A 16,971-nucleotide genomic window follows, 5' to 3' on the forward strand; every position below is an offset into this window, starting at 1 on the left:
TATATCTGAGTCTTAACTTTCAGTTCACAGCAGCAGGCATTATCAAATCTCAGTCGAAAGTGCGTCAAAGCTAGCTAAAGGCCGAATATGGTGCCCATTGTATAACACTGTCAAAGCGTCGGATGGCGCTTCGCTTATACCGACCTACCGCGCTGTATCAAAAGCTAATATATCTAAGTTTTAACTTTCAGTTCACAGCAGCAGGCATTATCAAATCTCAGTCGGAAATATGTCAAAGCTAGCTAAAGACCGGGCATGTATGCCCGCCCTAGCCTTGCGTTTGTTCAAACAATAGATCTGTTTGTTTTACCCAAGTAAGCTTACCTAGCTTTTCAGGAAAACCACTTTGCTGTGCTCGCTTATGGATTAATTCAGTTTGTTGCTGTTCAAAATCTTTCAAAATGCTTGGTAAATTCAATTTCATCCACAAGTTCACGGCATCCGCGCCATTGTATAATTCAGGCTTTAGGTCGAGATCGTTATTCATTGATGCAAATAGTTGCTGCTGTATTTGCGGTGGGCGATCTTTTACTTGCTCAACTACTTGCTCAAGCCAACCGCTGCCACGCGTCTCATAGGTGGTTAGTAACTGCGAATAAAATTCTCTGCGCTGTGATTGCGTCGGCAGTGCGTCTGAAACCAATATGACCCCACCTTCTGCGTTTTCATAGGCGCTGGTATGAAGGTCCACATTGATTTGTTGGCTAACAAATGCAAACACGTTATTTGCATTATCTTTATCAGCATTATTAAGCATACGCATAAACGCACTCCTGTCGTTACGCTTAACCGTTTTAGCCATATCAATGATGCCTAAACTTTGCTCATAGGTACTTTGCTGAATATGTGCGTTGATATTTGTCATTTCATCATTTGAATACTGATGGTTGGCAAGCAACTCCACGTATTGACGCGTAACATCCGTATTATTGAACTTTTGCATAAGCAGCTCATGAAAATCTGCGGCGTCTGAGTAAATCCGACTTTCATGACCACTAATTGTACTAGCCGAAATCGTTATATTTTTATACGACTCTTGCTGATCCGCTAACTTAGTTAACGTATTCACCGTGTTGAGTATTTCATCTTCAGACATTTTGCTCATTAAATCGATAAGCTCAGTCGCACGTTGGCCATTATCGCTAAAAATGCCGTCTAAATTAAAAGAGCGAGACAACACATCCACAAACTGCTTTAGTGTGTCATCCCCCATTTTATCAAGTAAATTCAAAAACGCTTTTGATGGCTTATAGTTGCTAAGTATATGGCTTTGATCTTTGTCTAGCCTGTCTAGGTGACTCAGAAATGCCTCTATATCCTCTGCGCTCGTCAAGTCACCATAGCGATACTGCGGTGGTTCATCTGGCTTTGAAAAATTAATCACTTGATATTTTTCAGCCCGCATTGGCCACTCATACACCGCAGACTCGCTGCTTAGTGACGAGGATGAATAGGTTAGTTCACCCGCAACTTGGATCTGATACTCTTGCTGTATTTGAGGTTTTAAATTTGCAGATTCAAAAGAAACGGGCATAGGTGTTTGCCCAGCTTTTATATGCATGATGATATCCTTATGCTTATCTGTGCTTATTATTTCGACAGTGCTTTAAAAACCTTTAGCTTTTTATGCCAATATGCACAAAGCTCTTTATTTAAGTTCAGTACCCAGCAAACGCAATAACTTAAAATTACGCTTGTATTAACAAAAAGTCAGGGTATCGTATAGCCAAATTGTAAGTCACGCCTGCTAGTTGGAGTTCAGATGCGTAAACTTTTATTACTACTGTGCTTGTCACTTCCTGCAATGGCCTATCAAGTTCAGCCTATGATTGTCGACCTAGCGTCGCATGGTAAAGACTCGTTAGTTACCTACCGCTTGCAAAACCCAGGAAGCAGCCCATTACCGATTGAAATAGAAGTATACAAGCGTACCTTTGACGATAATCAAAAAGAAGTGTTGGTAAGCGCAGAAGAAGACTTCATTGTTCTACCGCCACAAATCGAAGTACCAGCAAATGGTTACCAGGTGTTTCGCGCCAAATATTTGGGTGCACCAGAATTAGCGCAAACTCACTCATATCGTATTGTTTTCAAACAGCTACCACTGCCAGAAGACGAACAGCAATCCGGTGTTAAAATGGTTTTTAACTTTGCAACACTGGTGTTTGTCAGCCCCGAAGGGGTTAATGCGGTGCAAAACACAAGCTTAAATTGCGTACAGTTGGATGACTGCCAATTAACCATCTCTAACCAAGGTAAACGTGTATTAGACCTATCACAGTTTGAATACCATTTTCACCAAGGAGAGACCGTTGTGAACTGGGCTCAGTTCCAGTCTGTCACCACGGGCCGCTTCATTATGCCTGGGCATTCCATGAGCGTTAATTTAAAAGCTTTATTGACCGACAAGCCAACCAAAAGCGCGACCTTAGTCAACCTTTTCGATAAAAAGTAACCATCAAGCGATGTTAACATTGGGCTCTCACTTTAGGCCTGCATTGTGGCTGTGTGTCTTTTTGACATTCCTTTTAGTATGGAACCGCCCCACCCTGGCCGCGATTTATCATATGGAGTTTCCCGTGCGGCTGAATGTTGCCGAAATCGGGCTAGTTTCTGCCGCCGTCGACGGTTTTGATTTAAAGTCTGTGCCAGCGGCTGAACTGAAGAACAACTTGCGCAATGTGTTCAGCAATAAAGTACTGGCTTGGTTGGCAAGTAAAGGTGAGCAAGACGTTACCATTGAAGAGCTAAAGGCACAGGGCATATCATTAACACTGCAGCCGCAAGACTTGACGATTGACATGTCGTTATCTGAGTCTGCAATGTCCACAGACCGCCTTACATATGGTAAAGACCGACACTTTGAACCACCAAAAGGTGAAGCCTCATGGGCCATGCTTAATAACTTGAATTTCAATCATGAAAGAGCTGACAACAGCAACGCCGAGCATAGCCAATTCGAATGGCTAATGAACGCCAACATTGGGGGCGCAGGGGGATTAAATATACGCAGCTCTGCCTTTTGGGAAAATGGTGACAACAGAGACAATCATTTTTATCGTGGTGATACCTTTGCATTTTACGACAGGCCTGACTTACCAATGCGTTTTACCATCGGCGATACCCAAGTTAACAATACAGGCCATCTATCAGGTATTCAACTTGCAGGGTTAGGTGTTGAAAAAGCTTATTCTAAATTGCAGCCACAACGACGTATCACCCCAAGTAATAGCCAGCAGTTTGTATTACCACGCCCAGCAACACTAGAGGTTTTTATCAATGAGTTTTTAATCTCTAGACTAAAATTAAGGGCTGGTCGTTATGATTTAAGTGATCTACCGCTCACTTCAGGTGTTAACAACATTCACGTTGTCGCCAGATATGCCAATGGCGAAACACAAGATTTCCATTTTACCACTCACTATAATGCCCGATTATTAGCCGCAGGGCTCAGTGACTACGCCTTCAAAGTTGGGTATGTTTCATCGCTGAGTAACAATCGCTATCACTATGACGATGAGCTATTGATATCGGGGCATTATGAGTACGGCGTTAATGACAAGCTCACTTTAGGTGTTAATGGCGCCGTTCATCCTCTTGGTCATGTATTAGGCTCTATTGCTACAATCAATAGCCCTTTGGGGAACATATCACTGCGCTACTCCCATAGCGAGGTAAATTCCCTGCGCGGCAAAGCATTCTCTATAGAAACAGAACACAGTATTTTTGGTCATGGCCACTATGGCTCACCAAACTTGCGTTTAGGCTATGAAATAAAAAACAATTTTACCAATACGCCATGGCAAACCTTTAATACGATTTCTGATAATACTCGAGCATTTTTTGATTACAGCTACATAATCGATGACTACATTGATTTAAACCTTACTGCAACTCGTAACGTCAATGACGATGATTTAACAACCAAAAATGCATCCGCCAACGTTAATTTTCGTTATGAAGACATACGTGTAAAGGTGGGCTTTAACCACAGTTCAAGTGATGATATTAGAGCCATCTCGCAAAACCAGTTTGTGTTGAGTTTTACTTGGAATGGCTACAATCGAGACGATAGCACCCGCACCAGGGCGCAGTACAACAGTGCAACTAAAGTAGCAAATGCCAGCTATGCCAAAACCAATCATAACTATCTTAATGATTATGGCTATGAATTGCGGGCCGAGAAGGGCAACAACTACAGACAAGAGCAGCTCAGAGCAAGCTACACAGGCGCGTTTTTCAGAGCCGATGTTAATGCCGCAAATTATACTCGCGCCAACTTAAGTGCTGAAAGTAGCGCAGGATTAAACCTCTCAACAAGCATAGGTTTAGCTGATGGACATCTAGGGATGGGCGCAACCACCACCGCACCGTTTGCCGTCGTAACCAAGCATAAAACGCTAAAAAATAATGATGTATTAGTCAATGTCGATAGACTTGGGCGTGCTCAAACAAAACCAAGTAATAAAATTGGTGCATTACTCAACCTTGGCTCAGGATATACTAACAGCCAATTTAATATTAATGTTCCAGAAGCGCCATTAGGTTACGACTGGGGACCAGGAATGTACCTTATTGCGGGTGGCGCCAATACTGGCCATCACATCCAAGTAGGATCAGAGCTGTCTTATACTGTCATGGGTACCCTTGTAGACGCAAAAGGCACAGCTATTGCAATGCAACGTGGGCACGTCACTAAACGACACAAAAATGACAATAGCCAACCACTTCGTCGTCCCTTTTTCACTAATCGCGTCGGGCGCTTTGTCGTAGAAGGGGTTAGCATTGGCGAATATATTATTGAATTAAATGACGTAAAAGGCACGTTTAGCATTGCAGACACTGACACAAGATTTATCAGATTGGGTACCATTAAACTTGAACAAGCACAGTCAAAAGGAGACTTATAAGAATGAAATTAAAGGTTGTTTTACTGCTTGTTCTCAGTTATTGGATTGTAGCCCCTGAAGCGCAAGCAAAGCGTTGTAAGGGCAACTTAGTTGTCACCTCCAGTGCTTCTGAAGTAATAGAAGAACATGGCAACCAAGTCTCTGTCTACCTGCCGCTGAAAATACAAGTATCCGATGCATTACTTGGCTGTGCAGATGAGATCCGCATAGAAGATGTTTATTACTATTCTTTGGTATTTGCAGGACCAACAGAATACAAATATGCCAATTTACTCGACGCCCAATTTAACAATATGTGGTCACGCAATGGTATTTGGCGCACACCGTTATCTAACCACACAACACAAATGTGGATCCGCTTAAAACACTATAGTTTGTTTCCTGCAGGTGCTTACTATGGCAGCGTTAAAGTTTCTATCGTACGCCGTAATCGCGTGATCAAAGAGCAATATTTGGACATCACCTATGACTCCCAGCCGCAGGTAGCGATCACCCTAGATAGTGCAAGCCAAGGAAAAGTCTCAGGCAGCAGTGGAAACTACCAAATTGATTTAGGAGAACTCAGAAGTAATATGCGCTTTTACTGGGGTATCAAAGTACTTAGTAACAGCTCTTACGATATCGTTTTAGATTCAGAATACAACGGCCTACGCCACGAAACTGACAGCAGCTCACTAATCGATTACACCCTTGGTTTTGACAACGTCAAAATTTCGTCCTCGGAGCGCCTGATACGCAGTTATAATTTCTACCCCGGCGTCAGAAATAAGTGGTTTGGCTTTGAATTTATATTAGGTAATACCGAAATGATGCCAGCAGGGATCTATCGCGATCATTTATCACTTACCGTATACCCAAGGTAAATATTTGATTTAAAATATAAAATAAATTTAAACAATCGCAAACAACGAGTTCAAAACACGAAGTAGAATAAAGTTGGCACGCCTCATGCTTAAGTATAGTAAATAGGTAAAAACCTAATTATCAAAATATATAAATGCTGTACTTTTCAGGGGAAAACACCATGAACACATTACTTAAGACATTATTTGTTGCGTCTGCAATTACATCACTGTCGGCTGCTGCAGCTGTTACTTCTTCAACGGGCAATCAGGCAAGCTTCTCATTTGAAGGAACTATTGCTCCACTTTGTAAAACGAGCAGTGGCACCAACAGCGTCACGGGTCTAAAACTTGATGCATCACAAGAAACGCAAACAATTGGTACGTTAGATGTATGGTGTAACACGGGTCGAAATGCAACGACTGAGTACACTTCAGCAAACGGCGGTTTTTTAAAAGCTGGTAACGCTCAAGGCAGCAAAATTGCTTATACCTTAGATATTGGCGATACAACAAACATTGACTTACAAACAGGTAGCTACAAGCACTTAACAACACTTGCTGGAACGGGTGTGACAGGTCAAACCGAAGCTACTTTGTTAAAAATCACACCAAAATCAAATGGTTTAGATGACGCAGGTACATACTCAGATACGATCACTGTAACTGTAAGCCCTAACTAATAACAGTTAAAATAACTCACTTTCCTTTGATTATACTCTTAGTGCTTTCCTAACAGCATAGAGTGACTATGCCGGAGCCAATCATTGCGCTCTGGCATAAATTTTTATTACTTACCCAGCTTATTTTTCTTACCCGAATTAATCTTTTTCCATTCTTTATCATTTATTAGCTATAAATATTACTTAGCCTGCCGATACCCTAATATATAAGTCATTTTTAAGCACGATAGCTCGCGCTATGAAACAAAACATCGTATGAGATTGATTTGGAACAAACATATCTTTTTTATGAGTATCAATTATTTGCAAGCCTCACAATTGCATTATAATTTAGGCGTAAGGAGGTGATATGAACATACTACTCAAATCGTTATTAGTGGTTTCAGCTGCTTTGTCATTACCAGCAACCACCGAAGTCACTGATCAAACAACAAATCAAGCCAAGTTTTCATTTGCAGGCACTGTCGAGCCGCTGTGTAAAACTAGTAGTGGTTCGAACAATATTACCACCCTCACTTTGGATGCGTCACAAACAGCTCAAGAAATCGGCACGCTCGATGTTTGGTGCAATACTGATGACAATGCAACGACGGAGTATAGCTCTGCCAATGGCGGCTATTTAGTGGCCGACAATAGCCAAGGCAGCAAGTTAGCTTACACGCTAAGCATCGGTGATAAAACGGGAATAGACTTAAAAGCTGGCACTTATACCCACGAGAAAGCGACTTCCGCTGGCACCAGCAATACTGGTGAAACTGAATCAACGCTTCTTAAAATTACGCCTCTGTCTAACGGGCTCAATGAATCTGGCACTTATTCAGACACCATTACCGTTACTGTCAGAGCATATTAACCAAAATAAACACTGGGCATCATCACTGTTTTTGGCTTACACCAAGGTATTATTTAAATAAGGCACTAATTTAGGCAGTATATAGACTTACATTGGGCTATGAGCAGCCACTCATTTTAATTACTGCCCACATAAACTAAGGTTCAGTTAGTTAAGGATAAACTGATGAACACTACAGAGCGCTTTCATTATATCGACAACTTACGCAGCATCGCCTTGCTGTTTGGCATTGTTTTTCACGCTGCACTGGCTTACGGACCTTATTTTTCGACCATGTGGTTTAGCGCAGACCCATCTAATCATGTGCTTTTCAATTACCTAGCGATATGGACTCACTTATTTAGAATGCCCCTGTTCTTTGTTATCGCAGGGTTTTGCGCAGCGCTATTAATTAGCAAACGTGGCCCAAATGCATTTATGACAGACCGCTTAAAACGATTATTGATACCGTTTATCATTTTTTTACCCCTTACGCTTATTTGCGTTGTACATGCTATAAGCTGGAGTAGCAGCTTCTTAGACACTCTTCCTCTGCTGTTCACGGTATTTAAATCGGTTGATGAGCCAGTTATCACTACAATGCACTTATGGTTTATATGGAATTTGAGTCAATTTTGCTTGCTGCTTTGGTTAATAAGCCACTACCAAAAGTTATACCAAGTTCTACTTTCGCTTAGCGTAAAGCCACTATTTTTGTGCATGATACTTCCAATTATTATTACATTCGCAATGAGTAGCCAAGCTGTGCCCTTTCCCCCGCCTGATAAAATAATGCCAATGGGCTGGTCTTTTGGTTTTTATGGTGTGTTATTTATAGTAGGAGCTGGGTTATTTCATCATCATAAAAAAATAATTCACACTCGCCGGTGTCTTGGAGGGCTTTTTTTACTTGCGGTGTTCTCTTTACTGGCCTATTTTGCTCTTCTACCTCCTGCACCAACGTTAGAGAAAATGATTGAAGCAGCCCGACTTGGGGCATTTGTACCTGAGCACTTTAACCCTTGGGCGGTTATCGTACAAACTGTTGCCATTTTAAGCTGGACCGCGAGCGTGTTTTTAGCAGGCTACCTATGGTTAAACAAGCAAAATGCAACCAGTCGCTATTTATCTGATGCTTCATATTGGATTTACCTGAGCCATGTTCCTATTTTGCTCTATATTCAGCTCCCTTTGATAAACACCGATTTGTCGGTGTTTTTAAAATTTATCATCTCTGTATGCGCAACATTAGGCATTGGGCTCATAAGCTATCATTATTTAGTTAGAGGTACCGTGATCGGTCTGTTACTCAATGGCAAACGAACTGCTCACGCAACAAATCAATATGTTGTAAATCAGAACACAAACTAAAACAGTGCAATATGAATGTTGGTTGCCTACTTACAAACCCAGATACTGTTATATTTAAAACACTGGCAAGTGCGTCAAGTATTGATAAGCCGCAACACTAAATAAATAAGCCACTTATCAAATTTTGCAGCAAATAGTACAAAGAGATTGCCATTCCAAGGTTATTAGGAACCGCAGCAAGGGATAAAAAGTGAGTAATACCAATTGCATTAAATTAGTGATCAGATATTGCGAAAGATAAGTGGCTTAGTAACAAGGCAAATATTTCGCTATGTAGTTATTCTACATGAGAAATATTTAACGCAGTTAATGAGTTATTTAGCTCGCTAGAATGATCAATGTATTAATAAAATTGGTATAACTGGATGCTAGAGTCATCCAGTTACTCTCGTGACATGGAGGCGTTCTAATTTAGCTTTTTAAATCTTCTAGTTCCTTCATACATTTCCTTCTCTGTCTCACTGGTATACATAGAAGTATATTTGAATGTATATATATCATTTTCTTTTTTAAGGATTTTAAGATTTCTGACTAAGTGCGAATACCCAATATCTGAAAGGTATGTTTGGCAAGCTGCAAAGTCGACTAGCTCTGCATTTTTACATTTTCTGCTAGAGAGTATTGAGAAACTGCCATCTGCTTCAACCTTAAAATAGTCGCTTTCTTCAGGAATGAGCAAATCTGAGCTCATTCTAAAAAGCGTTTTATCCGCACTTAAATACATACGGTCGTAATACTCCCATGCATAGTTCATGTGTTCAAACGTACCATAATAATCTTCAGCCGATATATTCTGATCTACTTCATAATGATAATAACCCGTAGTGTTGACAATTTTGCCGCTGTCTTTGTTTACCGTTTGTAAGCTCATGATAACTTGGCCGTTCGGGTACGAATAAAAGTTAAACTTATTACTTTTACCATTAAATTCAACTGTCAGCTCTGAGCCATTTTTAACGTACGTAAAAGGTAAGGTCGTAGAATTAGACTTACCGGCAGTTTCAAGCTTAGCAATACCTGTTGTTTCACCCGTTATAGTAAACTCCACGCCACCGCTGTAATCATAACCACCTACTTTAATTTCATCATATGTTGACACAAGCCTACCGGTGTAAGTTGAGCCAATCGCAAGCTCTGGGTTTACATCGCTTACAGGTACTATAGGGTATGCAATAAGATCAGACTTGATAGCCATAAAATCACTTATTTGCTCTGTTATCACAACATCGCTATTGGTCGGTTTGTAATGATACTTCGTTTTTATTACTAAGTGCCCTTGTACTTCTCCAATCACTTCAACCGAGTCGTAAGTTACAGTAAAGTCTACCGCCTCATCAGGGTAAGAAATTCGATAGTCCCTATCAAACGACTTTTTATGAGCGTTAAAGCGACCTGTATCTGAATCATACGTACCTTGCAATGTAAAGGTCGTATAATGCATGTTACTTCCATCATATGATGTGTAGTTACTAGGCATATGCGCTCGGGCTTCTATGCTTGAATCTCTGGTTTGTGAACTGTTTAAATAACTCAAAGCGGAGTAGGAAGAATAATCAGAAGGCGTTGCAAATAGCTTATCACTTGAATGAGGTTGAACCTTATTTAGCATTATAGGCTTAACATCGCCCGAACTATCTTTATATGCAACGTACAGTTTATTACTCGACTTGGCGATAACCTGTACGCTTGTCACTGATTGCGAATAACAGTTATAGATACAACCATACGTGAACAAATCAATCCTCTTGAGAGACTGGGCATCATATTCAAATCTGCTCAACTCGTTGCTATCAATTAATACACCTTGGTCATTATCATTAAATACAATACCAAACTCTTGATTTGCACCTTCCCATGCACCCAAAAATTCTGATGGTGATACCTCTAGGTCTTCCCATTTTTGGGGGTTATCTAGAATATTAACCGCTAAATCATAGCTCGTTGACTTATCTCCATCAGAAACGCTGATCTCATAGACATGATTAGCGATATCTAAGAAACCTGGTGTAGCAGTCAACTTTACCTGATCATTTTCAATGGTGTAGCTTAACCATTGTGGCTGATTATCAATACTAATAGATAACTCATCACCTTCTTTGTCTTGAGTATTTAGTACAAAGTTAAACTCTGTTTTAGCACTCACATCCACAGTAAAAATACCACTTAACGTAGGTGCAGTATTTGACACTACAGGAGGACTCGTTGAGTTATCAGGTGTTGTTGAAGGTGAATTACTACCAGATGAACCACCACATCCGGTCAAAACAAGGCTACAGGCAAGTAGCAAAGGACTGTATTTCATTATTTCATTCCATTGTTTAAGAGGTTATTTTAAAAAATCGCAATTGTACCTATAAAAAACAAATTTTTATACCGAAAATCAGCACAACCTTTACGCTAGTTTTTTTTAAACCTTCATTCCTATAAAATGCACGTAATAATGACTCGGTTGGGAACAAAACTTGGAATTCAGGAAGGATATAAATGGCTTGAGAGCCATTGCAGTGTTGGCTGTTTTACTATTTCATTTTAATGATAATTGGATGCCCGGAGGATTTGCTGGGGTTGACGTCTTTTTTGTCATTTCAGGCTTTTTAATGACTGGCATAATCATGAAAGGACTTGAGACTAACACCTTCTCATTACTGAGGTTTTATCTTGCTCGCGCAAATAGAATCATCCCTCCTTTACTAGTCTTATGTACAGTATTGTTACTGTTGGGGTGGTTTTACCTCTCTCCAATAGAGTACCGCTCCTTGGGTAAACATGCCGCCGCAAGTTTGAGCTTTCTCTCTAATGTAATTTACCTCACAGAGTCAGGGTACTTTGACGCAACCTCACATGAAAAGTGGCTACTGCATACATGGTCTCTGTCGGTTGAATGGCAGTTTTATATCGTTTACCCAATTATTCTGGTGCTATTGCGACGATTTATCTCGCTCAATGCAATAAAGGGCATCCTTCTAGCCACAACCGCTATTGGCTTTTTATACAGTGTAAACATGACTTTAAATTCACCAAGCTCAGCGTATTATTTATTTTTCACAAGGGCTTGGGAAATGACGCTCGGCGGCCTTGCATATCTATATCCTTTCACACTAAGTACAAGCAAAAAAAGGTGGTTGGAATACACAGGTATCACCTTAGTAATTGGCTCCTACGTATTGTTCTCTAGTGAAACAGCTTGGCCCGGATACGCCGCACTCTTTCCTGTATTAGGCACGTTTTTTATAATACAAGCTCAGCGAAGCAATAGTGTATTCACGGGTAACCCGGTATTTCAAAAAATAGGCACATGGTCTTACTCAATTTATCTGTGGCATTGGCCACTAGTCGTTGTAGCCTATAAGCTTGAAATTCAATCTTGGCCAATACTTTTATTAGGTGTTTTGTCTTCTGTTGCGTTAGGTTTTCTTAGTTGGAAATGGGTTGAAACAATACGCTTTCAAAAAGCCAACAGTTGGACTGCCATTTTCAAACTCAAATACATATATGCAACAGCTTTAGTGGCAGTACTTTCAGCATTAGTATATGTTCAAAATGGCTTAAATAGCCGGTTTGAAGGATTTTCTGGTGGTTTAAAGAGCCCAATGAGGCACTGTGCAGTTGAATTAGGTAACTACGAAGAGCCAGCGAAGGCATGCGAGTATTATGATGGTGAGGTTACTTGGGCGGTACTGGGCGATAGCCACTCTATAGAACTGTCATATTCCCTGGCAAATGCGCTCAAAGAACAAGATATTGCATTAAAACAGTTTAGTTACCAAGGGTGCTTTCCAGACTTTGACACTGAATCAAAGCAACTTTGCACTCAATGGTATCAAAATGCAGTAAAACATATTATTGAAGATACACGCATTAAACATGTTGTCATCAGCCACCGATTAAGTAGCATTCTTGGCCTTCATATTGGCAGTGCTAATAAAACTCTAAGTAAAAAGGGATTATTGTCGTTAGCAACATTAGATAATACAGTCAAAGAGTTGGCAAAACACAAACAACAAGTTTTTATTGTATCTCCTATACCTGAGATCAGCACAACCGTCGGTGCATTAATGACAAGGCGACTACTACAACATAAGCTGTCTTCCTCTATTGAGGGTCAATCGACAGAGCAATATCTAACGCAAAACAAATTGATTTTTGATCACATAAACAGCACTCAATACCCCAATAACGTTACTTGGGTGGATGTAAAAGATACCTATTGCGATGAGTCGCATTGTTATGCGATTAGGGAGGGACGTATTTTGTACTTTGATGCTGATCATCCATCTACGTTAGCAACCGATCTAGTTTCTAAAAAGATAATAAACTCTAAAAACACAGCAGCGGCTAACTAGCAAAACATAATGTAAACATCATCGCATACCACAAAGGGGCTGTGTTTTTAAACCACAGCCCCTTTTAAGATACTTTTGGAACTCAACATCTTGAACACTGATTCGCTCTTTTTAAGAGCAAACGCGATGAGTTATTTAATGACTAATTATTGGCAAACAGGTAAAAAAGCGATAAAACGTGTTCCTTTTCCTAGCTTGCTTTCTACTTCTATTGAACCGCCATGAGCTTCAACAATGCTTTTGCACAAGCAAAGGCCGAGCCCTATCCCTTTTGCGTCTCGATAGGCCACTTTGCTCACCCTATAAAAGGGTTCGAATAAATGAGACAGTGCTGCTTTGGAAATGCCTCGGCCTTGATCAGCAACCACCAAGGTTAAATTGTTATCATCGGCTGTTACTTCAAGCCAACATTCAACATCGTTATTGTTATGCTTTAACGCATTATTCAATAAATTCCGTATTAAAAACTTAAAGCGTCCCACATCAACACGCAACACGACATCAGGCACCTCGCCAACCCGCCGTATACGTTGAAATGAAATAGACTCAGCTAAAATTTCATCTATCAGTGCTGGCAAGTAATTATTGGTTAAGTGCAGTGCTTGATGGCCCGAACGCAGCCTCTCTCCTTCTACCAGTTGTTCGATCAGCTGCTCCATGTGTTGAATATCTTGAGTAACTTTTTCTATATGCTTGTCTTTGTGACTCATTGCTAAAGACACCTGCATATGCGCCAACGGCGTTCTTAACTCATGGCTTACTGCCAGTAATAACTCGTTTTTAGCCTCAAACATGGTATTTAAGTCTGCAATCATTTTATTCACGCCTTGTATTAGCTCTGCAAACTCATTATTTGGAATGCGCTCAATGCTTTGCGTGAAGTCACCTTTAGACACCTGTTTTACAACCGAAAACATATCCATCAGAGGGGTTAACCAATAGCGCAATATCCCATAGCTTGCACAGAGAATGGTAATTGCCAGTAACCAAGGCCAATACACCACCCATTTTGAATAAACTAAAAGGTTAAAAGGCGTTGATGTAATAGCGACCCAACCATCAGGCAGCTGATAAAGTAAGTAGTATTTAGAGTGATATTTGGCGTAAAAAACCGCTTTGAAAGGGCTAGCATGTTCAAGCAAGGTGGCAATACTGGGAAAGTCAGTAATATTACTAAAACGCTGGCCTTGCCTTTCAATGGCAATATCGCCCTTAATTTGCTCTGCATACTGATGAATTTGGTAGTGCTGTGGTGATGTGGACTCAATGCTTTTAAAAAATGCCTGCATTGCTTTATATCTAAGGTCAAGCTGCCTTAGCGCCTGCTCTTCACTCATAACAAAATACGCGGCAACAAAACAAAGCCCTAATAAAATTGTTGAAGCGCCAAATAACGCAAAAAAGCGACTAAACAAACCAAATTTTGGAAAGTTCACAGCCGCTTACCTACAAAACAGTAGCCCATATTACGTATCGTTTTAATATATTTAGGGCTTTGAGCCGAGTCTTTAAGCTTGCTTCGTAATCGACTCAGTAATATATCCACGGAACGGCTATATACGTCAGAGTTCATGCCTTTTAACTCATGGAGTAACTCATCTCGGTTAAACACTCGACAAGGATTGCCAGCCAACAAAGTGAGCAACCTAAATTCCATTCCTGTAAAGTCAACTTGCTGCCCTTCTAGTGTCACTTTATGGTGGTCAGGATAAATATCTAACCCTAAAAACGACCATTTAGTCTCTTTTTTGGCCATTGTGTTATTTCGTCGTAACAACACCTTGATCCTTGCAACCAACTCTCTTGGCTCAAAAGGCTTCGCTAAATAATCATCCGCACCTATCTCAAGGCCTAATACTTTATCTGTTAACTCGCCCCTAGCTGTAAGCATTATAATCGGTGTGTCGTATTGCTCGCGGATCTCTTTGCACACGGTAAACCCATCTTTTTCAGGTAGCATAACATCTAAAAGTATTATATCTGGCGTTTTCTCAGCCAATACACTCAGACCTGCTGATGGCGTACCACATGTAAGTAACGCTATATCATACTGAGCAACGTACTCTTGCAGACGCGCACATAATGTAGGGTCGTCATCAATCATTAATACTGTTTTCACCGAATTTCCTTAGCTCATACACGCTTGCTATTGTTCATAATAACAGCCTATTTGCTTGCGCTCACTAAATGTTACGTTTCGTTACATAGCGTTGCCCCGCAGAAAAGTAACTTTTATTCATTGGCGTATCCTTGGTAACACAAACAGCAAACCAAACGCTTTAAATAGGATACAAAAATGAAAAACCCTCTTTTTACAATTGCAGCCATATCTTTACTGAGCTTAAACACCTTTAGCACGCCACCGGCATATGCCAACGAAGATATAATGAAACTACTGCTTAAAACGCAAAACCTGTCTGAACAACAAGCCTCTCTTGCATTGAACGCAGCTAGGTCGGTAAAGCTTTTTGGAGAAACAATACAAGCCGACAAAGCCCAAGCGAAAACCTACATGCTTGGTCTTATTCAAAGCGACAACATGGACGTTGACTACATGATGAAGTCTTATAGGCATTGGCAGACTCAAGTCGATACTAAAGTAGAAAATATGCTTAATGACCTTGCCGCCTTGCACAGCCAATTAGACCAAGAGCAACGTCAGCAACTACTCAAAACACTGCAAAAATTAGCACAACGATAAGCTCCCTTCCATCCGCTAATGCCGCCATTAAGAGGTAATCTTATGACTTTATTTAACTTCAAAAAAAACCATTCACAAAACGGTATGTACTGCACAATATCGGTTATTGTAGCTATTATGCTAGCTAGCTTTAGTAGCATTGCCAACGAGCACGTAAACGTAAAACATGGCGCTGCGATTAACTTTGACAGCAACGCTGCACAATTTATTAGTCCACAACAAAAAAAGATGCTAACCAACACTGTGTATAGCGTCACCAAACATAGCAAAACGTTACTGCCTCAGTTTCCCCAACATGTGACTGTTAATATTTCTCTCGTTGATAGGGATTTAGACAAAGTAGGTGGCGTGTCGGGTATTGCCCAAACGCCAACGTCTATCAACCTTGATATCGCTAAAACGTACACAAAAGGAATGAATGAAGCGATTGCCAAAGGCTTAAAAAACACGCTGTATCATGAGTATCATCACCTTGCCCGAGGCTGGACAATTGAAGGAAATAAATTTGGCCCTGGGATTGCGATAGCCGCTGTAAACGAAGGACTAGCAACCGTGTTTGCTGACAAGTACAGTGGTGTACAAGACAGTTGGTTGAATTACCCAAGCACCACCTCTGAGTGGGTTAAAGAAATCATAAACTTACCTGACAATGCCCCCTATGACATTTGGATGATGGGTAAGCACCCTGATGGTAGAGAAAACATAGGGTATAAAGCTGGCACATATATCGTTCAGCAAGCCATAAAAAACGCACGCTTATCTGTACTTGAGTTGAGCGAGCTATCGCCATTTGAGATCTTAGATTTGTCTGATGAGATCAAAAACCACAGCACTAGTTTAGAAAAACTGGCCGACTTTTACGCCAAAAACCAGCTAAACCAAGATGCCATCAACACCTACAAAAGAGCGATTAATGCGCTCGACAGTAACAACCCAACCGATAAAGCGCGCTACCAAAAAAAGATTAATTTGCTAGTAAACCCAATTGTAATTAGCAAACAACAACAGCAAAGCTATACCGGTGAATATTCATCTGAGAGATTAAACTTATTCATACTGCTGAGTGAAGATGATCACAGGTTACAAGTTAAATTACCGGGCAAACCCGCGTTTACGCTTCATCCTGATTCAAAAAACACCTTTTTTATCTATGAAGCTGACGTAAAGTTCGAATTTGTAAAACAACCTAATTTGCCAACATACAAACTAATCGCCAACATATTTGGCCAAAGGTTTGAATTAAATAAAAGCTAACGTGTTACTTTTATTAGCGCCTTAAAACCTCTTTT

Annotated in this window: 13 protein-coding genes; 9 read left to right on the forward strand and 4 right to left on the reverse strand. The window is 40.5% G+C overall.

Annotated features, from left to right (window positions below; genetic code table 11):
- Window positions 1-268: 268 nt before the first annotated feature.
- The gene (locus tag GDK41_RS13095; RefSeq protein WP_152086825.1) at window positions 269-1,561 is read right to left on the reverse strand and encodes a hypothetical protein; all 1,293 of its coding nucleotides are present in this window, start codon (window positions 1,559-1,561) and stop codon (window positions 269-271) included.
- A 201-nt stretch (window positions 1,562-1,762) separates the two neighbouring features.
- On the opposite strand from GDK41_RS13095, the gene GDK41_RS13100 reads away from it, so the two are divergent.
- The 6 genes from GDK41_RS13100 to GDK41_RS13125 all read left to right on the forward strand — a co-directional run bounded on the left by GDK41_RS13100 (window position 1,763) and on the right by GDK41_RS13125 (window position 8,638).
- Window positions 1,763-2,455: a fimbrial biogenesis chaperone gene (locus GDK41_RS13100; protein ID WP_152086826.1), complete on the forward strand. Its 693-nt coding sequence runs from the start codon at window positions 1,763-1,765 to the stop codon at window positions 2,453-2,455.
- Window positions 2,456-2,579: 124 nt separating this feature from the next.
- Window positions 2,580-4,910, forward strand: a complete 2,331-nt coding sequence (locus GDK41_RS13105; protein WP_232056464.1) for a fimbria/pilus outer membrane usher protein — start codon at window positions 2,580-2,582, stop codon at window positions 4,908-4,910.
- 2 nt (window positions 4,911-4,912) lie between these two features.
- Window positions 4,913-5,773: a hypothetical protein gene (locus tag GDK41_RS13110; protein ID WP_152086828.1), complete on the forward strand. Its 861-nt coding sequence runs from the start codon at window positions 4,913-4,915 to the stop codon at window positions 5,771-5,773.
- Between the two features lie 161 nt (window positions 5,774-5,934).
- Window positions 5,935-6,435, forward strand: a complete 501-nt coding sequence (locus tag GDK41_RS13115) for a hypothetical protein (protein WP_152086829.1) — start codon at window positions 5,935-5,937, stop codon at window positions 6,433-6,435.
- Window positions 6,436-6,784: 349 nt separating this feature from the next.
- Window positions 6,785-7,288 carry a hypothetical protein gene (locus GDK41_RS13120; protein WP_152086830.1) on the forward strand — a complete coding sequence of 168 codons (504 nt, stop codon included), beginning with the start codon at window positions 6,785-6,787 and terminating at the stop codon, window positions 7,286-7,288.
- A gap of 165 nt (window positions 7,289-7,453) precedes the next feature.
- Window positions 7,454-8,638 (forward strand): acyltransferase family protein, encoded by a 1,185-nt coding sequence (locus tag GDK41_RS13125; protein WP_152086831.1) that lies wholly within the window; start codon window positions 7,454-7,456, stop codon window positions 8,636-8,638.
- Window positions 8,639-9,044: 406 nt separating this feature from the next.
- Here the strand turns inward: GDK41_RS13125 and GDK41_RS13130 are convergent, their stop codons facing one another.
- A complete protein-coding gene (locus tag GDK41_RS13130; RefSeq protein WP_152086832.1) occupies window positions 9,045-10,940 on the reverse strand; it encodes a hypothetical protein in 1,896 nt (631 codons plus the stop codon).
- Window positions 10,941-11,100: 160 nt separating this feature from the next.
- Here GDK41_RS13130 and GDK41_RS13135 point away from each other — a divergent pair, with 160 nt between their 5' ends.
- Complete coding sequence (locus tag GDK41_RS13135) at window positions 11,101-12,981, forward strand: acyltransferase family protein (protein WP_152086833.1); 1,881 nt, start codon at window positions 11,101-11,103, stop codon at window positions 12,979-12,981.
- Between the two features lie 146 nt (window positions 12,982-13,127).
- On the opposite strand, the gene GDK41_RS13140 is transcribed toward GDK41_RS13135, so the two are convergent.
- Both GDK41_RS13140 and GDK41_RS13145 read right to left on the reverse strand, forming a co-directional pair.
- A complete protein-coding gene (locus GDK41_RS13140; protein WP_152086834.1) occupies window positions 13,128-14,417 on the reverse strand; it encodes a HAMP domain-containing sensor histidine kinase in 1,290 nt (429 codons plus the stop codon).
- On the reverse strand, window positions 14,414-15,100 hold the full coding sequence (locus GDK41_RS13145; protein ID WP_152086835.1) for a response regulator transcription factor: 687 nt from the start codon (window positions 15,098-15,100) through the stop codon (window positions 14,414-14,416). The genes GDK41_RS13140 and GDK41_RS13145 overlap by 4 nt, the downstream gene beginning before the upstream one ends.
- 177 nt (window positions 15,101-15,277) lie before the next feature.
- Here GDK41_RS13145 and GDK41_RS13150 point away from each other — a divergent pair, with 177 nt between their 5' ends.
- Window positions 15,278-15,682 carry a hypothetical protein gene (locus GDK41_RS13150; protein WP_152086836.1) on the forward strand — a complete coding sequence of 135 codons (405 nt, stop codon included), beginning with the start codon at window positions 15,278-15,280 and terminating at the stop codon, window positions 15,680-15,682.
- 42 nt (window positions 15,683-15,724) lie between these two features.
- On the forward strand, window positions 15,725-16,936 hold the full coding sequence (locus GDK41_RS13155; protein WP_172971620.1) for a DUF2268 domain-containing putative Zn-dependent protease: 1,212 nt from the start codon (window positions 15,725-15,727) through the stop codon (window positions 16,934-16,936).
- The last annotated feature ends 35 nt before the right edge of the window (window positions 16,937-16,971 follow it).

The organism is Pseudoalteromonas sp. A25 (assembly GCF_009176705.1).
In the GTDB taxonomy this organism is placed as follows: Bacteria; Pseudomonadota; Gammaproteobacteria; order Enterobacterales; family Alteromonadaceae; genus Pseudoalteromonas.

Bases quoted from the DNA above. Each gene is read 5' to 3' on its own strand.
- GDK41_RS13095 (WP_152086825.1), bottom strand. From the start codon at position 1,561: ATGCATATAAAAGCTGGGCAAACACCTATGCCCGTTTCTTTTGAATCT.
- GDK41_RS13100 (WP_152086826.1), top strand. From the start codon at position 1,763: ATGCGTAAACTTTTATTACTACTGTGCTTGTCACTTCCTGCAATGGCC.
- GDK41_RS13110 (WP_152086828.1), top strand. From the start codon at position 4,913: ATGAAATTAAAGGTTGTTTTACTGCTTGTTCTCAGTTATTGGATTGTA.
- GDK41_RS13115 (WP_152086829.1), top strand. From the start codon at position 5,935: ATGAACACATTACTTAAGACATTATTTGTTGCGTCTGCAATTACATCA.
- GDK41_RS13120 (WP_152086830.1), top strand. From the start codon at position 6,785: ATGAACATACTACTCAAATCGTTATTAGTGGTTTCAGCTGCTTTGTCA.
- GDK41_RS13125 (WP_152086831.1), top strand. From the start codon at position 7,454: ATGAACACTACAGAGCGCTTTCATTATATCGACAACTTACGCAGCATC.
- GDK41_RS13130 (WP_152086832.1), bottom strand. From the start codon at position 10,940: ATGAAATACAGTCCTTTGCTACTTGCCTGTAGCCTTGTTTTGACCGGA.
- GDK41_RS13150 (WP_152086836.1), top strand. From the start codon at position 15,278: ATGAAAAACCCTCTTTTTACAATTGCAGCCATATCTTTACTGAGCTTA.
- GDK41_RS13155 (WP_172971620.1), top strand. From the start codon at position 15,725: ATGACTTTATTTAACTTCAAAAAAAACCATTCACAAAACGGTATGTAC.